Annotated in this window: 14 protein-coding genes; 7 read left to right on the forward strand and 7 right to left on the reverse strand. The window is 72.2% G+C overall.

Going from position 1 to position 16,558, the window contains the following annotated elements; genetic code table 11:
* Positions 1–6: 6 nt before the first annotated feature.
* The 3 genes from ACL02O_RS23485 to ACL02O_RS23495 are packed head-to-tail and all read right to left on the reverse strand — an operon-like array spanning position 7 to position 2,992.
* The gene (locus tag ACL02O_RS23485) at positions 7–903 is read right to left on the reverse strand and encodes an ABC transporter ATP-binding protein (protein WP_412820300.1); all 897 of its coding nucleotides are present in this window, start codon (positions 901–903) and stop codon (positions 7–9) included.
* A complete protein-coding gene (locus ACL02O_RS23490; RefSeq protein ID WP_412820301.1) occupies positions 900–1,949 on the reverse strand; it encodes a FecCD family ABC transporter permease in 1,050 nt (349 codons plus the stop codon). The genes ACL02O_RS23485 and ACL02O_RS23490 overlap by 4 nt, the downstream gene beginning before the upstream one ends.
* The gene (locus tag ACL02O_RS23495; protein WP_412820302.1) at positions 1,946–2,992 is read right to left on the reverse strand and encodes a FecCD family ABC transporter permease; all 1,047 of its coding nucleotides are present in this window, start codon (positions 2,990–2,992) and stop codon (positions 1,946–1,948) included. Before ACL02O_RS23495 ends, ACL02O_RS23490 begins: the two co-directional genes overlap by 4 nt.
* A 126-nt stretch (positions 2,993–3,118) precedes the next feature.
* On the opposite strand from ACL02O_RS23495, the gene ACL02O_RS23500 reads away from it, so the two are divergent.
* On the forward strand, positions 3,119–4,063 hold the full coding sequence (locus ACL02O_RS23500; protein ID WP_412820303.1) for a MerR family transcriptional regulator: 945 nt from the start codon (positions 3,119–3,121) through the stop codon (positions 4,061–4,063).
* On the opposite strand, the gene ACL02O_RS23505 is transcribed toward ACL02O_RS23500, so the two are convergent.
* Positions 4,060–6,204, reverse strand: a complete 2,145-nt coding sequence (locus ACL02O_RS23505) for a multicopper oxidase family protein (RefSeq protein ID WP_412820304.1) — start codon at positions 6,202–6,204, stop codon at positions 4,060–4,062. The genes ACL02O_RS23500 and ACL02O_RS23505 overlap by 4 nt on opposite strands.
* A gap of 174 nt (positions 6,205–6,378) precedes the next feature.
* On the opposite strand from ACL02O_RS23505, the gene ACL02O_RS23510 reads away from it, so the two are divergent.
* Positions 6,379–6,738 carry a YciI family protein gene (locus tag ACL02O_RS23510; protein WP_412820305.1) on the forward strand — a complete coding sequence of 120 codons (360 nt, stop codon included), beginning with the start codon at positions 6,379–6,381 and terminating at the stop codon, positions 6,736–6,738.
* On the opposite strand, the gene ACL02O_RS23515 is transcribed toward ACL02O_RS23510, so the two are convergent.
* Together ACL02O_RS23515 and ACL02O_RS23520 are read right to left on the reverse strand one after the other, a co-directional pair.
* Positions 6,735–7,214 (reverse strand): cytidine deaminase family protein, encoded by a 480-nt coding sequence (locus ACL02O_RS23515; protein WP_412820306.1) that lies wholly within the window; start codon positions 7,212–7,214, stop codon positions 6,735–6,737. The genes ACL02O_RS23510 and ACL02O_RS23515 overlap by 4 nt on opposite strands.
* Before the next feature lie 76 nt (positions 7,215–7,290).
* Entirely contained in the window at positions 7,291–7,617 is a 327-nt protein-coding gene (locus ACL02O_RS23520) for a CGNR zinc finger domain-containing protein (protein WP_412820307.1), read from the reverse strand.
* A gap of 9 nt (positions 7,618–7,626) precedes the next feature.
* Between ACL02O_RS23520 and ACL02O_RS23525 the strand changes: the two genes are divergently transcribed.
* On the forward strand, positions 7,627–7,770 hold the full coding sequence (locus tag ACL02O_RS23525; protein ID WP_412820308.1) for a hypothetical protein: 144 nt from the start codon (positions 7,627–7,629) through the stop codon (positions 7,768–7,770).
* A 44-nt stretch (positions 7,771–7,814) separates the two neighbouring features.
* Positions 7,815–11,855, forward strand: coding sequence for an ATP-dependent RNA helicase HrpA (hrpA, locus tag ACL02O_RS23530; RefSeq protein ID WP_412820309.1), 4,041 nt, complete (start codon positions 7,815–7,817; stop codon positions 11,853–11,855).
* Between the two features lie 51 nt (positions 11,856–11,906).
* On the opposite strand, the gene ACL02O_RS23535 is transcribed toward hrpA, so the two are convergent.
* On the reverse strand, positions 11,907–12,836 hold the full coding sequence (locus tag ACL02O_RS23535; protein ID WP_412820310.1) for a LysR family transcriptional regulator: 930 nt from the start codon (positions 12,834–12,836) through the stop codon (positions 11,907–11,909).
* Positions 12,837–12,871: 35 nt separating this feature from the next.
* Between ACL02O_RS23535 and ACL02O_RS23540 the strand changes: the two genes are divergently transcribed.
* Genes ACL02O_RS23540 through ACL02O_RS23550 form a run of 3 tightly spaced genes read left to right on the forward strand, consistent with a single transcriptional unit; the run spans position 12,872 to position 16,297 of the window.
* Positions 12,872–13,603 carry a succinate dehydrogenase cytochrome b subunit gene (locus ACL02O_RS23540; RefSeq protein ID WP_412820313.1) on the forward strand — a complete coding sequence of 244 codons (732 nt, stop codon included), beginning with the start codon at positions 12,872–12,874 and terminating at the stop codon, positions 13,601–13,603.
* Position 13,604: 1 nt separating this feature from the next.
* A complete protein-coding gene (locus tag ACL02O_RS23545; RefSeq protein ID WP_412820311.1) occupies positions 13,605–15,539 on the forward strand; it encodes a fumarate reductase/succinate dehydrogenase flavoprotein subunit in 1,935 nt (644 codons plus the stop codon).
* A complete protein-coding gene (locus ACL02O_RS23550) occupies positions 15,536–16,297 on the forward strand; it encodes a succinate dehydrogenase/fumarate reductase iron-sulfur subunit (protein ID WP_412820312.1) in 762 nt (253 codons plus the stop codon). The genes ACL02O_RS23545 and ACL02O_RS23550 overlap by 4 nt, the downstream gene beginning before the upstream one ends.
* Positions 16,298–16,558 lie beyond the last annotated feature (261 nt).

The raw sequence follows: 16,558 nt of genomic DNA on the forward strand, positions 1-16,558 counted from the left end.
GCGCGGTCAGGCGTCGCCGACGGAGCTCCGGGCCGCCGGTGCGGTCGGACCCGGGGAAACGGTCTCGCCGGCCGACCCGGCCGACGGCACGGGCAACTGGCTGGTCGAGGCGAGCGGCGGGCTGGTCGGGCCGGGCACGACGAGCGGGGCGCCGCTGACCGGGCAGGGCACGACGACGCAGTCGAGCCCGAACACGTCCCGGACCAGGTCAGCGGTGAGGATCTCGCGCGGCGGGCCGGCGGCGACCACCGCGCCGGCGCGCATCGCGACCAGGTGGTCGGCGTACCGGGCGGCCTGGTTGAGGTCGTGCAGCACGGCGACCACGGTGCGGCCGCGTTCGGTGCGCAGCCGGTGCAGCAGATCGAGGACCTCCACCTGGTGGGCGAGGTCGAGGAAGGTGGTCGGCTCGTCCAGCAGCAGCGCCTCGGTGTCCTGGGCGAGGGTCATCGCGATCCAGACCCGTTGGCGCTGGCCGCCGGAGAGGGTGTCCACCGGCCGGTCGGCGAGCCCGGCCACGTCGGCCAGGATCATCGCCTGCTCGACGGCCCGGCCGTCCGCCGTGGACCACTGCCGCCACCAGCGCTGGTACGGCTGCCGTCCCCGGCCGACCAGGTCCGCCACGGTGATCCCCTCGGGCACCAGCGGGCTCTGCGGCAGCACGCCGAGACGCCGGGCCACCTCGCGGGTGGGCAGGTCGCGGATGGCGGTGCCGTCGAGCAGCACCGCGCCGTGGCGCGGGGTGAGCAGCCGGGCCATGGTGCGCAGCAGGGTGGACTTGCCGCAGGCGTTCGGCCCGACGACGACGGTGAACGCGTCGGCGGGCAGGTCGAGGTCGAGCCCGTCCAGGACGGTCCGGCCCTCGTAGCCGACGACCAGGTCGCGGGTGGACAGCAGCGCGGTCACGACCGCCTCCCTCGGGTCCGCAGCAGCAGGAAGATCAGGTACGGCCCGCCGATGGCGGCGGTGAGCACGCCGGCCGGCAGTTGGGTGGGGGCGAGCAGCCGGCGGCCGCCGAGGTCGGCCAGCACCAGCAGCAACGCCCCGAGCAGCGCCGCGCAGAGCAGCGGGGGCCGCTCGGCCCGGACCAGCCGCCGGGCCACCTGCGGGGCGACCAGGGCGACGAAGTCCACCGCCCCCACCTGCGCGGTGACCGTGGCGGCGACAAGCACGCCGGCGCCGGCCAGCCCGATCCGCCGGGCCGCCGGCCGCAGGCCGATGCTGCGGGCGGTGTCGTCGTCGAGGGCGGCGCTGTGCAGCGCCCAGCCGGCCCAGAGCAGCACGGGCAGCAGCACGGCGAGGGTGACCGCGATCCAGGCGGCCTCGCTCCAGCCCTTGCCGGCCAGGGTGCCGATCAGCCAGACCTGGGCGCGCAGCCCGTCGATCGGGTCGGCGGCGAGCATGACCACCTCGGTGAGCGCGCGGAACGCGAAGGCCACCGCCACGCCGGCCAGGACGAAGCGCTGCGCGGCCAGGCCATGCCGGGCCCCGAGGGCGAACACCAGCGCGGCCGCGAGCAGCCCGCCGAGCAGCGCGGCCGGCGCGACCAGGATCGCGGCCGCACCGCCGGTGAGGGCCACCGTCGCGGCGAGCCCGGCGCCCTGGGTGACGCCGATGACGTCGGGGCTGGCGAGCGGGTTGCGCGCCACGGACTGGATCAGGGTGCCGGCCACCCCGAACGCCGCCCCGGCGAGCGCCGCGAGCATCGCGCGGGGCAGCCGCAGGTTCAGCACCACCAGGTCGTACGGGGTGCCGGCCCCGGAGAGCGCGCGCAGCACGTCGGCCGGGGCGACGTACGGGGTGCCGACGGTGAGGCTGAGCACGAAGGCGGCGGCGAGGAGCACGAGCAGGACGGACGCGACCAGCATCGGACGGCGGCGGATCCGGACCGTGACCGGCCCGAGCCGCAGCAGCGACCGCCGCCCGGGCAGGGCGAGCGTCGGTGCGGTCACGCGGTCACCACCCGGGCGCGGCGGACCAGGAAGGCGAGCAGCGGGGCGCCGATCAGCGCGGTGATGATCCCGGCGGGGACCTCCCCGGGCGGCGCGACGAGCCGGCCGACGATGTCGGCGGCGAGCAGCAGGGCCGGCCCGAGCAGCCCGGCGACCAGCAGGGTCCACCGGTGGTCGGCGCCGACCAGGGCCCGGGCCAGGTGTGGTACGGCCAGCCCGACGAACGCGATCGGTCCGGCGGCGGCGACGGCGGCCCCGGTGAGCAGCACGGCGGCGATGCCGGCGCCGAGGCGTACCAGGGCGACCCGGTTGCCCAGGCCCCGGGCCACGTCGTCGCCGAGGGCGAGCGCGTCGAGGCCCCGGGCGACCAGGGCGGCCAGCGCGGTGCCGGCGAGCACGAAGGGCAGCACCCGCCCGGCGACGCCGACGTCCCGGCCGGTGAGCCCGCCGACCACCCAGAAGCGGTACTCCTCGAAGGTGCGGGCGTCGATGCTGAGCAGCGCGTACACGACCGCGCCGAGGCCGGCGTCGAGGGCCGCGCCGACCAGCGCGAGGGTGACCGGGCCGGCGCCTTCGCGGGTGCGGTTGGCCACGGCGAAGACCAGCAGTCCGGCCAGCAGCGCGCCGGCGACGCCGAACCAGACGTACCCGGTGAGGGTGCCGACGCCGAAGACGGCGATGGCCAGCACCACGCCGAACGACGCGCCGGCGCTGACGCCGAGGATGCGCGGCTCGGCGAGGGGATTGCGGGTGACGGCCTGGAAGAGCACCCCGGCCAGGGCGAGCGCGAGGCCGACGACCAGGCCCAGGGCGGTACGCGGCAGCCGCAGTTCCCGGACGACGGTGGTGGCGTGGCCACCGTCCGGTGCGCTCAGCGCTGTCCACACCTCCCCGACGGCGAGCGGCCGGCTGCCGAGCGCCAGGCTGGCCAGCAGCGCGGCGACGAGCAGGAGCGTCGCCGCCAGGGCGACCGCGAGGCGGCGGCCGGCGCTTCGGCGGCTCGGGGTGCCGGCCCGCGCGGGCCGGACGGCGAGGGTGGTCACGAAGTCTCCCGCTGTACTTAGGGTTGCCTCACCTTAGCGGTTCAGCTTAGGCATACCTAACCAGCGTTTGTCGATCTCCGGTCGACGGCTTGCACCTCCCCCAGGTGGAGCAGCGAAGGTGGGGGCATGAACGGAGAGCCGCGCTACTCGATCGGCGACCTGGCCCGGCGGACCGGGCTGACGGTCAAGACCATCCGGTTCTGGTCCGACCGCGGCATCGTGCCGCCGACCGACCGCGGCCCGACCGGCCGACGTCGCTACGGGATCGAGGCGGTCGCCCGCCTGGACCTGGTGCGCACCCTGCGCGACCTGGGCCTGGACCTGGCCACGATCCGCCGGGTGGTGGACCGGGAGGTCCCGCTCGCCGAGGTCGCCGCGGCGCACGCCGAGGCGCTGGCGACGCAGATCCGGGTGCTGCGGCTGCGCCGCGCGGTGCTGACGGCGGTCGCCCGACGCGGGTCCACCCCCGAGGAGATGGAGCTCATGCACAAACTGGCCAAACTCTCCGAGGACAAGCGTCGACGTCTGGTCGACGACTTCCTCGACGCCACCTTCTCCGGCCTCGACGCCGATCCCGCATTCGCGGGCATCCGGCGCACCCTGACCCCCGAGCTGCCCGAGAGTCCCGATGTCGAGCAGGTCGAGGCCTGGGTGGAGCTGGCCGAGCTGACCCAGGATCCGGACTTCCGCGCCGGCCTGCGACGGATGGCCGAACAGCACGCGGCGGACCGCCTCGGCCGCGAGAGCGTCCGCCGGGACGCGGTCGCGGTCGTCCGGGACCAGGTCGAGCCGGCGCTGGCCGCCGGCGTGGACCCGCTCTCACCCGCCGCCGAGCCGGTGGTCGCGGCGGTCACCGACCGGTACGCGCGGCTGTGCGGCCGCCCCGACGACGCCGAGCTGCGGCGGCGGCTGCTCGACCGGCTGGCGTCCGCGAACGACCCCCGCCGGGAGCGGTACCTGCAACTGCTCTCGGTGATCAACGGCTGGCCGGCGGGCGAAAGCCTGGCCCCGGTACTCGACTGGTCGATCCGCGCCCTGCGCCGGCCGGGCGCCGATGATGGCCGGTCCTAATCCGAAGCCGCGGATCCCTCCTTCCGCTTCCTCGCCAGCGCCGCGGTACCGCCGATCGCCGCCGAGAGGGCCGCCGTGCCGCCGATGGCACTCGCGGCACTCATGCGAAGGGAGGGACGCTGGGACCCACCGTCACCGGCGTGCGGGGCGCCCTCCGGAAGGCGGTGTGGCCCGTGCGCCCCGCCGTCGCCCTTCGGCCGGCCGACGACTTCGTACGGCCGCATCATCTCGTTGTCCTCGTGTTCGAGGATGTGGCAGTGCCACACGTACCGACCGGGCAGGTCGAAGAGGGCCTTGACCCGGGTGATCTGGTCCGGTAGGGCGACCACCGTGTCGATGAAGCCCCTCTCCTGCGGCAGCGGCTGCACCACCGTGCCGTTCCGCAGTTCGCGGTTGTACAGCTGGAACTGGACCTCGTGGATGTGGATCGGGTGGGCATCCGGGGTGTTGTTGTAGATCTCCCAGATCTCGGTGGAGTCTAGGGCTACCGACTCGGTGATCTCGTCGTCCCACCGCTTCGCTGTCGCGTTGGGATCGAACGTGCCCGTACCCAGCAGGGCCGCGCTGGGACCGCAATCTGTTCGGGATGTCAGCTCGTTGAGCGAGACCTGCCGGACCTTGTCCTTCTTCCCCAGGGGTTTGAACCTGGGCAGGCGGAGTTGGTCCGGCGGGACGCTCCTGTCGTGGCCGACCCGCGGATGGACCACGAACTTCATCACCTGCCCGGTGGTGGCAGGATCCGCGAAAGGCTCGGGGTCGTCCGGCGCCGGCGGGAACGGACCGTCCGGACCCTCGTTGATGAGGAACAGCTCCGTACCGACCGGCACCTTGCTGAAGTCCAGGATCACGTCGGCCCGCTGCGCCGGAGAAAGCAGCAGCGACTGAAGTTCCACCGGCCTGGGCAGAAAGCCACCGTCGCTGCCGATCTGCCAGAAGGTCAGCGCCACCGGATCGACCGGCCGGGGAGCGGTCGGGTTGGCCACGATCTTCAGCACCAGGAACCGCGAGTTGCACCCGTTGAGCAGGCGGATCCGGTAGCGGCGCTGCTCGACCTCGAGCTTCGGCCAGGTCCGGCCGTTGACCACCATCGTGTCGGCGAAGAACTCGGGGTTCCAGATCGGTGGCACATCGCCGTTCGGGATGTAGTCACCGGGCTCGGTGCAGTCGCCGAAGAACGCCCGGCTGTCCGGGTAGAAGAGCGAGCCGTCCGGCTTGAACGACCGGTCCTGGATGACGACCGGGATCTCGTGGTAGCGGGTGCCCGGCTTGTCGCCGAGAGCCGGAGCGGGACCGGGCAGCACCCCCGGCGGCAGGTCGGACGAGCCCCCGCGCAGCAGGTAGAAGCCGGCCGGACCGGCGTACACGTTCTGCCTGGTCATGCCGAGTGTGTGGTCGTGGAACCACTCGGTGGTCGCCCGCTGGTCGTTGTCGTAGTGGAAGGTCGCGGTTCCGGGCTCCCACCTGATCCCGTGTCGCCGCTCGAACTTGCGCCGGAACTCGTCGTAGAAGGTGCCCACCGTGGCAAAGCCGGCGGGGATGTTGCGCGCCACCGGCAGATACCAAGCCTCGGGATACCCGTCGCTCTCCTCTCTGCTGTGTCCACCGTGCAGGTGCACCACCATCGGTACCGGGCCGTCGTACGGGCCGGGCGTCTTGTCAAACCTGGTTGTGGAGTCGCGGCCGGCGATCCCGCCCGGTGGATTGGCCCAGTGCAGCGTCGGGTCGACCGGCAGCAGGTGCGGCCGGAAGTTGCCCTTCTTGTCGACGAGCTGGTTGATCCAGGTCACCCGCACCGGCTCGTCGACCCGGGCGTTGATCGTGAACGCGGGAAAGTTGAACGTGCGCTTGTCCAGGGCGGAACCGTAGCCCCACACCGTAGTGCCGGGCAGGCCCGGCGGCAGGACCTGCTGCCGGAACTGCCGAACGCCGATCAGATACTCGTCGATCTTGTGCTTGCCGCCCTTCCGTGCCGGTGGCATGGCTGGCGGGATCACCAGGTCGGTCACGTACTTCGCGATGGTGGCAGCATCTGTGAGGGGCTGTGCCAGTGGGATCGGTGCCGCCCACGAACCACGGGGCGAGAGAAGTACGGCCGCCCCACCAGCGGCGCCCACCATCAGCAACTGCCGTCGCGATACCACCCTGCCTCCTTCATGTCCACCTCGCCAGAATCACACTGATCGCGAAGTTAGTCGGTGACTACACCGTTCGTAGACATGAGGCAGAATTGAACCTGATGGGGCAATACGATCCGCGACCCAGGCAAACTTGGGCGGGCCCGGGCGACGCCGTAGCGCGACTCCTAAGCTGGCATCATGCGATTCGACCAGCACACCGTGGTGCTCCTGGTCCGCCCCGACCATCCGCCCGAGCTGCCCCGGGACGCGCTCGACCGGTTGCAGGACGCGCACCTGGCCCACCAGGCCGGGCTGGTGGAGCAGGGTGCCGTTTTGGCCGCCGGCCCGTTCCTCGGCGGCGACGACCAGCGGATCCGCGGCTTCGTGGTGCTCGGGGTCGACCCGCAAATGGCCCGTGAGCTCTACGCCAACGACCCCGCCGTGAGTTCGGGGCAGCTGGTCGCCCGGGTGATGAGCTGGATGGTGCCCGAGGGCGTGCTCCGCTTCGAAGAGGTCGCGGTGCCGACCGCCATGTTGGAGCTGGCCGCCGGGGACTAGGCGCGGGCCTGGTCCTCCGCGGCCTGGCGGCTGCCCGGCACCACCGGCATCGGCCACACCCCGGTCCGCGGCGCCGCCGGCACCTCGACCTGGTGGTCCGCCCAGACGTACGTCTCGGGCAGCAGGCTGGCCACCGGGACCGCCCGCAGCCCGTCCGGCGGGCCGACGATCACCTTGATCGACGGGAAGTAGTCCAGCAGCACCTGCCGGCAACGACCGCACGGCGGGATGACACCCCGCCCCCGGTCGCCCACCGCGACGATGGTCTCCAGCTCGCCCACGCCCGCGGTGGCGGCGGCGCCGATCGCCACCACCTCCGCGCAGGGGCCCCCGGTGAAGTGGTAGACGTTCACGCCGCTGAAGATCCGGCCGTCGGTGGCCCGCGCGGCGGCCGCGACGGTGTGGTTGTCGCTGCGGCAGCGCAGCTTCGCGACGGCGGTCGCGGCCTGCACCAGCGCCCGGTCGGTATCCCGCATGATCATCCCGCCCCAGCAGTCGACGTGCCCGACATCGGTCGGCGAAAACTCTAGCCGCTCCGGCCCGCGACCCTGCTCAGGCAGGCCGGGCACGCCGCCGGTATGCGCGCATCTTGGCCCGGCTGCCGCAGATGCTCATGGTGCACCAGCGGCTGCGCCCGGCCGGGCTGCGGTCGTAGTAGACCCAGCGGCACTCGTGCGCGGCGCACGCCTTCAGTCGCGGCCAGGCGCCCTCCGCGACGGCGGCCAGGATGCTCCGGCCGACCTCGGCGACCAGCACGGAGACCCCCGACAGGCCCGGCAGGGGTGCGGGACGCGCGCGTCGGGCGGGATCGATGGCGACGGTCAGCGGCGCTCGGCGGAACAGCTCGTCCAGCACTTCCGCCGGTTCTGGGCCGGCCACACCGTGTCGGTGGTCGGCACGCAGGTCACGGCGGTCGCGCTGCCCCTGGTGGCGTCGCTGACGCTGGACGACGCGCGGGTGGCGGCCGCCGAGCCGACGGCGGAACCCGGCCGCCGGGAGCGCGACCGGCTGAGCCCGGCCGCCGGGCGGTAACCCGCAGGCGCTGCGACGCGCGCCTGCCTATCCTTGGCGACGACATGCAGAATCCAGCCGCACCCGCCGTACCCGAGACCGCCCGCGACCTGCACCGCCGCCTCTCCCCCCTGCTGTTCCGCGACCAGCGCCGGCTGCAGCGGCGGCTGGACGGGGTTCGCAAGCTGCGCGACCCGCAGCGGCGGGAGTCGGCGCTCGCCGAGATCGCGGCCGAGGTGACCCGGGCCGAGGCGCGGCTGGCGAGCCGGCGGGCCGCCGTGCCGGCGATCACCTATCCGGCGCAGCTACCGGTCAGCGAGCGCAGGGACGACATCGCCGCCGCGATCCGCGACCACCAGGTGGTGATCGTGGCCGGCGAGACCGGGTCCGGCAAGACCACCCAGCTGCCCAAGATCTGCCTGGAGCTGGGCCGCGGGATCAACGGGCTGATCGGGCACACCCAGCCCCGCCGACTGGCCGCCCGGACGGTTGCCGACCGGATCGCCGAGGAACTCGGCACCGAGCTGGGCGACGTGGTCGGCTACAAGGTCCGCTTCACCGACCAGGTGAGCGAGAACAGCCTGGTCAAGCTGATGACCGACGGCATCCTGCTGGCCGAGCTGCAGACCGACCGGATGCTGCGCCAGTACGACACGCTGATCATCGACGAGGCGCACGAGCGCAGCCTCAACATCGACTTCATTCTGGGTTATCTCAAGCAGCTGCTCCCCCGCCGTCCCGACCTCAAGGTGGTCATCACCTCGGCGACCATCGAGACCGACCGGTTCGCGAAGCACTTCGCCGACGCCGAGGGCGACCCCGCGCCGATCGTCGAGGTGTCGGGGCGGACCTACCCGGTGGAGGTGCGCTACCGGCCGCTGGTCGAGGTCACCGAGGCCGAGGAGGAGGACGAGGCCGACGAGGAGAACGTCCGGGACCAGATCCAGGCCATCGGCGACGCGGTCGAGGAGCTGGCCGCCGAGGGGCCCGGAGACATCCTGGTCTTCCTCTCCGGCGAGCGGGAGATCCGGGACACCGCCGACGCGCTCGGCAAGCTGGTGCAGAAGAAACGCAGCCTGCTGGGCACCGAGATCCTCCCGCTGTACGCCCGGCTCTCCACCGCCGAGCAGCACCGGGTCTTCGCCCCGCACGCCGGACGCCGGGTGGTGCTCGCCACCAACGTCGCGGAGACGTCGCTGACCGTCCCCGGCATCAAGTACGTGGTGGATCCGGGCACCGCCCGGATCTCCCGCTACTCCAGCCGACTGAAGGTCCAGCGGCTGCCGATCGAGCCGGTGTCGCAGGCGTCGGCCAACCAGCGCAAGGGCCGCTGCGGGCGTACCTCGGACGGCATCTGCATCCGGCTCTACGACGAGCAGGACTTCACCTCGCGGCCGGAGTTCACCGACCCGGAGATCCTGCGCACCAACCTCGCCTCGGTCATCCTCCAGATGACCTCGATCGGGCTCGGCGACATCGGCGCGTTCCCGTTCATCGACCCGCCGGACCGGCGCAACATCACCGACGGCGTGAACCTGCTGCACGAGCTGGGCGCGCTCGACCCGACCGAGACCGACCCGGCGAAGCGGCTCACCGCGACCGGCCGGCGGCTGGCCCAGCTCCCGGTCGACCCCCGGCTGGCCCGGATGGTGCTGGAGGGCGAGCGGAACGGCTGCGCCACCGAGGTGATCGTGATCGCCGCCGCGCTGTCCATCCAGGACCCGCGTGAGCGCCCCGCCGACAAGCAGGCCCAGGCCGACCAGGCGCACGCCCGGTTCGCCGACAAGGAGTCGGACTTCGTCGCGTACCTCAATCTCTGGCGGTACCTGCGCGAGCAGCAGCGGACCCTGTCCTCCAGCGCCTTCCGCCGAATGTGCAAGGCGGAGTACCTCAACTACCTCCGGGTGCGGGAGTGGCAGGACATCGTCAGCCAGTTGCGCCAGGTGCTGCGTACCCCGGACGCGGGCGAGGGGCGGCGGGGCCGGCGCGGCGGGACCGACGCCGCGGCCGACGGCGGCCGGCGCGGCGCCGGCGCGGACCTGCCGGAGGAGATCGACACCCCGAAGGTGCACCAGTCGCTGCTGCCCGGCCTGCTCTCGCACGTCGGGCTCAAGGACGCCCAGAAGCATGAGTACCTGGGGGCGCGCGGCGCGAAATTCGCGATCTTCCCCGGGTCGGCGCTGTTCAAGAAGCCACCGCGCTGGGTGATGGCCGCGGAGCTGGTGGAGACCTCCCGGCTCTGGGGCCGGGTGGCCGGCCGGGTCGAGCCGGAGTGGGTGGAGCCGCTCGCCCAGCACCTGGTCAAGCGCAGCTACAGCGAGCCGCACTGGGAGAAGAAGCAGGCCGCGGTGATGGCCTACGAGAAGGTCACCCTGTACGGCATCCCGATCGTCACCTCCCGCAAGGTCAATTTCGGCCGGATCGACCCGGCGCTGAGCCGCGAGCTGTTCATCCGGCACGCCCTGGTGGAGGGCGACTGGCAGACCCACCACCAGTTCTGGCGCGACAACCAGCGGCTGCTGGCCGAGGTGGAGGAGCTGGAGAACCGGGCCCGGCGGCGGGACATCCTGGTCGACGACGAGACGATCTTCCAGTTCTACGACCAGCGGATCCCCGCCGACGTGGTCTCCGGCCGGCACTTCGACACCTGGTGGAAGAAGATCCGCCGGGAACGCCCGGACCTGCTCACCTACACCCGCGAGCTGCTGATCAACTCCGGTCGCGGCGGCGTGGACGAGACCGACTACCCGGACGAGTGGCGGGCCGACGGTGTCACCCTCCCGCTGACGTACACCTTCGACCCGACCGCGCCGACCGACGGCGTCACCGTGGACATCCCGCTGCCGCTGCTCAACCAGGTGCCCGCGGAGAGCTTCGACTGGCAGGTGCCCGGGCTGCGCGAGGAACTGGTGATCGCGTTGATCCGGTCGCTGCCCAAGGCGGTCCGGCGCAACTTCGTCCCGGTCCCGGACTACGCCCGGGCCGCGCTGGCCGCGATCACCCCCGGCGCGGAACCGCTGCTGGACGCGCTCAGCCGGCAGCTGCGCCGGATGACCGGGGTGACCGTCCCGCCGGACGCCTGGGACCTGGCGAAGCTGCCGCCGCACCTTCGGGTCACCTTCCGGGTGCTCGGCGACGGCGACGAGCCGGTCGCCGAGGGTAAGGACCTGCCGGCCCTGCAACGCCGGCTCCGCCAGGAGGTACGCCAGGTCGTCGCCGCCGCCGCGCCGGACGTGGCCCGCACCGGGCTGAAGGACTGGAGCGTCGGCACCCTGCCGCGCACCATCGAGCAGGTCCGCGCGGGGTACGCGGTGACCGCGTACCCGGCCCTGGTCGACGAGGGCGCCACGGTCGGGGTGAAGGTGTTCGACTCCCCCGCCGAGCAGGAGGCCGCGCACTGGGCGGGCACCCGGCGGCTGCTCCGGCTGACCGTGCCCTCCCCGGCGAAGTTCCTCCAGGGGCGGCTCTCCAACGAAGCCAAGCTGGCGCTGTCCCGCAACCCGCACGGCGGGGTGCAGGCGCTGATCGAGGACGCGGCCGGCGCGGCGATCGACAAGCTGATCGCCGACGCCGGCGGGCCGGCCTGGGACGAGGCGGGCTTCGCCGCGTTGCGCGACAAGGTCCGCGCCGACCTGGTCGACACGGTGGTCGAGGTGATGAACCGGGTCCGCCAGGTGCTCGCCGCCGCGTACGCGGTGGAGCAGCGTCTCGGTGCCACGAGGAACCTGGCGGTGGTGGCCGCCCTGGCGGACATCCGCAACCAGCTCACCGGGTTGGTGCACGCCGGCTTCATCACTGAGGCCGGGTACGCCCGCCTGCCCGACCTGCTGCGCTACCTCACCGCGGTCGAGCGCCGGCTGGACCGGCTGCCCGGCAACCCGCAGCGGGACAAGCAGCAGCAGGACCGGATCGCCGTGGTGCAGCGGGAGTACCAGGACATGCTGGCCGCGCTGCCGGAGGCGAAGCGGCGCTCGGCGGCGGTCCGGCAGATCCGCTGGATGATCGAGGAGCTGCGGGTGAACGTCTTCGCACAGGCGCTCGGCACCCCGTACCCCGTCTCCGAGCAGCGGATCTACCGGGCGATGGACGACGCCGAGGGGCGCTGACGAGCCGGGCGCCGGTGACGTAGCCGGACGGAAGATCAGGTCCGGTGGGGTCTAGAGCGGCTCCACGCCGGCCGGCAGTTGTTCGGCGGCGGTGGCGTCGTGGACGTACTCGAGCAGTATCCGGCGCAGCTCGCGGCCGGCGTGGGTGGGCACCACGTCCCGGCGGCGGGCCACCGCGATGGTCCGCCGTACGCCGGGCGGGGCGAGCCGGGTGACCCGGATGCCGGCCCGCCGGGCCACCACGATGCCGGGAACCAGGGCGGCGCCGAGCCCCGCCTCGACGAAGCTGAGCACGGCGTCCATCTCCCCGCCGTCCACCGACAGGGTCGGCTCGAAGCCAGCCTCCCGGCAGGCCTGGAGGGTGGCGTCGCGCAGGTCGTAGCCCTCGCGGAACATGACCAGGGGCTGGTCGCGCAGGTCGGTGATGCGCAGTTCGCCGGTGACCGGGTCGGCGGGCAGCGGGTCCACCGAGGCGGCCACCAGGCTCTCCCGCAGGATCGGGTCGGCGCGCAGGCCGGGATCGGTGCCGGCGGCCGGCATGATGACCAGCGCCAGGTCGAGGTCGCCGCGGAGCAGGTCACGGATCAGGTCCTGGGAGCCGCCCTCCTCCACCCGCAGGTCGACGGTGGGGTGGGCGTCGCGGAACCGGCGCAGCACCGGGGGTGCCAGCGAGGTGGCCAGGCTGGGGGTGGCGCCCAGCCGGACCCGACCCCGGCGCAGGCCCACCAACTCCTGCACCTCGCGGGTGGCGGTGTCGACGTCGGCGAGGATCCGCTTGGCCAGCGGCAGCAGCACCTCGCCCGCCGCGGTGAGGGTGATGTTGCCCCTTACCCGTTCGAACAGCGGAGCCCCGAGGTCGGTCTCCAGGGCGTGAATTTGCTTACTCAACGAGGGCTGGGTTATCCCGACAAGATCGGCAGCCTGGGTGAAATGTCGTACTTCTGCGACCGCAACGAAGTACCGGAGCTGATGGAGCTGCATCTAGATAGCCTATGGCTATCAAGACTGCGAAGTCGATGCATTGGACGCCTGATCCAAGTGCTCCTAGCGTCGGTCGGGTGGTAATCACGAAAACTCGGTCGCCCATCCGCACCAATGTCGGGCTCAAGGTCGTCATGGCGGTGACGGGCATCATCCTGGTGCTGTTCCTGATCGCGCACATGCTGGGAAACCTGAAGATCTTCACCGGCGCGGAGGCGTTCAACCACTACGCGCACTGGCTGCGCGACCTGGGCACCCCGCTGCTCGCGCCCGGCTGGTACCTGTGGCTGCAGCGCACCGTCCTGGTGGTCGCCGTGCTGGCCCACATCGGTGCCGCCACCGTGCTGGCGCTGCGCGCCCGGGCCGCCCGCCCGGTCCCGTACGCGCACCGCAAGAAGATCCACGTGAACTACGCGGCACGCACCATGCGCTGGGGAGGGGTGATCATCCTGCTCTTCGTGATCTACCACATCCTGGACCTGACCACCGGCACCCTCAACCCGGTCGGCGACTCCACCCGGCCGCACAGCAACGTGGTCGCCGACTTCGCGCCGGACCGCTGGTACGTCACGCTCTTCTACACCCTCGCCGTCGTCACCCTCGGCTTCCACCTGCGCCACGGCGCGTTCAGCGCGTTCCGCAGCCTCGGTCAGCAGACCCCGAGGGGTGAGCGCCGGGCCAGGACCGCCGCGCTGGTCTTCGCCGTCGCGCTGACCGCCGGCTACCTGGTGGTTCCGTTCGCCGTACTCACCGGATTGGTGGCCTGACATGGATCTCTACACCGAGGGCGACCCGATCGCCGACACCAGGGCCCCGGACGGCCCCATCGAGACCCGGTGGGAGCGCCACCGCTTCGAGATGAAGCTGGTCAACCCGGCCAACCGCCGGAAGATGACGGTGATCATGGTGGGTACCGGCCTGGCCGGCGGCTCGGCCGCGGCGACCCTGGCCGAGCAGGGCTACCACGTCAAGTCGTACTGCTTCCAGGACAGCCCGCGCCGGGCCCACTCGATCGCCGCGCAGGGTGGCATCAACGCGGCCAAGAACTACCGCAACGACGGCGACTCGGTGCACCGGCTCTTCTACGACACGGTCAAGGGCGGCGACTTCCGGTCCCGGGAGTCGAACGTGCACCGGCTGGCCGAGGTCTCGGTCAACATCATCGACCAGTGCGTCGCCCAGGGTGTCCCGTTCGCCCGCGAGTACGGCGGCCTGCTGGACACCCGGTCCTTCGGCGGCGCGCAGGTACAGCGCACCTTCTACGCCCGGGGCCAGACGGGTCAGCAGCTGCTGCTCGGCGCGTACCAGGCCCTCGAGCGGCAGATCGGCCTGGGCAACGTGGAGATGAACGCCCGCCACGAGATGCTCGAACTGGTGATCGTCGACGGCCGGGCCCGCGGCATCGTGGTGCGCGACCTGGTCACCGGTGAGATCAGCACCGAGATGGCCGACGCGGTCGTGCTCGCCTCCGGCGGGTACGGCAACGTCTTCTACCTCTCCACCAACGCCAAGGGCAGTAACGTCACCGCCACCTGGCGGGCGCACCGCAAGGGCGCGCACTTCGCCAACCCCTGCTACACCCAGATCCACCCGACCTGCATCCCGGTCTCCGGCGACCACCAGTCGAAGCTGACCCTGATGAGCGAGTCGCTGCGCAACGACGGCCGGGTGTGGGTGCCGAAGGCCAAGGGCGACAACCGCAGCCCGAAGGACATCCCCGAGGGCGAGCGGGACTACTACCTGGAGCGGATCTACCCCTCCTTCGGCAACCTGGTCCCCCGGGACATCGCCTCCCGGGCCGCGAAGAACGTCTGCGACGAGGGTCGCGGCGTCGGCCCGACCGGCCTCGGCGTCTACCTGGACTTCGCCGACGCGATCAGGCGGCTGGGCCGCAAGGCCATCGAGGCGAAGTACGGCAACCTCTTCGAGATGTACGAGCGGATCACCGGCGAGGACCCGTACGAGGTCCCGATGCGGATCTACCCCGCCGTGCACTACACGATGGGTGGCCTCTGGGTCGACTACGACCTCCAGTCCACCATCCCCGGCCTGTTCGTGATCGGTGAGGCCAACTTCTCCGACCACGGGGCCAACCGGCTCGGCGCCTCGGCGCTGATGCAGGGCCTGGCCGACGGCTACTTCGTGCTGCCGAACACCATCGCGAACTACCTGGCCTCCGGCGCGCTGGAGAAGGTCGACGCCAGCCACCCCGATGCGGTGGCGGCCCGCGCCGAGGTCGAGGCGCGGATCCAGCGGCTGCTGGCGATCAACGGCGATCGGACGGTGGACTCGTTCCACCGGGAGCTGGGCCAGATCATGTGGGAGCACTGCGGCATGGAGCGCTCCGAGGCCGGGCTGCGCAAGGCGATCGACGAGATCCGCACCCTGCGCGACGAGTTCTGGCAGCGGGTCCGCGTGCCGGGCGACGGCGAGGGGCTCAACCAGTCGCTGGAGAAGGCCGGCCGGGTGGCCGACTTCTTCGAGCTGGCCGAGCTCATGTGCATCGACGCCCTGCACCGCGAGGAGTCCTGCGGCGGCCACTTCCGGGCCGAGCACCAGACCCCGGACGGCGAGGCGCAGCGCGACGACGACCGGTTCGCCTACGTGGCGGCCTGGGAGTACACCGGCACCGGTCAGCCCGTGCTGCACAAGGAAGACCTGAAGTTCGAATACGTCCACCCGACGCAGCGGAGCTACAAGTGAACCTGACCCTGCGCATCTGGCGCCAGAAGGGCCCCGAGGACAAGGGTCAGATGGTGACCTACCAGGTACAGGACGTGTCCCCGGACATGTCCTTCCTGGAGATGCTCGACGTGCTCAACGAGCGGCTGATCCTCGACGGCGACGAGCCGATCGCGTTCGACCACGACTGCCGTGAGGGCATCTGCGGCATGTGCAGCCTCATGATCAACGGTGAGGCGCACGGGCCGCAGCGCGGCACCACCGCCTGCCAGCTGCACATGCGGCAGTTCTCCGACGGCGACACGATCGACATCGAGCCGTGGCGCGCCCGCGCCTTCCCGGTCGTCAAGGACCTGGTGGTCAACCGGAGCGCCTTCGACAAGGTCATCTCCGCTGGCGGGTACATCACCGCGCCGACCGGTAGCGCGCCCGAGGCGCACTCCACCCAGGTCGCCAAGGCCGACGCGGACGCCGCCTTCGAGTCGGCCGCCTGCATCGGCTGCGGCGCCTGCGTGGCCGCCTGCCCGAACGGCTCCGGGATGCTCTTCACCGCCGCCAAGATCAACCAGCTCTCGCTGCTGCCGCAGGGCCAGCCCGAGCGGTACACCCGGGTGATCGGCATGGTGGACGCACACGACGAGGCCGGCTTCGGCGGCTGCACCAACATCGGCGAGTGTGCCGCGGCCTGCCCGAAGGGCATCCCGCTGACCACCATCGGCCGGCTCAACCGGGACTTCCTCAAGGCGACGTCCAAGCGGGCCGGCACCGCGGGCTCCTGAGCCCACCGGCGGGCCCACCGCCGCCGACCCACCGACCGCCGCGTCCCGCACCGGGACGCGGCGGTCGGCTCTTTCCGGGGTACGGGGCCGCCCGGCGCCGAGCCGGGCCCGCCCGTTGCCGCTGCGCCGAGCCACAGGGCCTCTTCGACCCGCTACAAACTTGATGACGTCAGTGATTCACCACGTCCGGCGGAGGTTGTCGCGTGGCCACGGCAGGCGGGCCCGCCGCAGGCCGACCGGAGCCCCGGGGCATCGACCGGC

Source organism: Micromonospora mangrovicola (assembly GCF_047200535.1).
Taxonomy (GTDB): domain Bacteria; phylum Actinomycetota; class Actinomycetes; order Mycobacteriales; family Micromonosporaceae; genus Micromonospora.

Excerpts from the sequence above, each read along its gene's own strand:
- ACL02O_RS23500 (WP_412820303.1), top strand. The coding sequence starts at position 3,119 with ATGAACGGAGAGCCGCGCTACTCGATCGGCGACCTGGCCCGGCGGACC.
- ACL02O_RS23510 (WP_412820305.1), top strand. The coding sequence starts at position 6,379 with ATGCGATTCGACCAGCACACCGTGGTGCTCCTGGTCCGCCCCGACCAT.
- ACL02O_RS23515 (WP_412820306.1), bottom strand. The coding sequence starts at position 7,214 with ATGCGGGATACCGACCGGGCGCTGGTGCAGGCCGCGACCGCCGTCGCG.
- hrpA (WP_412820309.1), top strand. The coding sequence starts at position 7,815 with ATGCAGAATCCAGCCGCACCCGCCGTACCCGAGACCGCCCGCGACCTG.
- ACL02O_RS23535 (WP_412820310.1), bottom strand. The coding sequence starts at position 12,836 with ATGCAGCTCCATCAGCTCCGGTACTTCGTTGCGGTCGCAGAAGTACGA.
- ACL02O_RS23540 (WP_412820313.1), top strand. The coding sequence starts at position 12,872 with ATGCATTGGACGCCTGATCCAAGTGCTCCTAGCGTCGGTCGGGTGGTA.
- ACL02O_RS23545 (WP_412820311.1), top strand. The coding sequence starts at position 13,605 with ATGGATCTCTACACCGAGGGCGACCCGATCGCCGACACCAGGGCCCCG.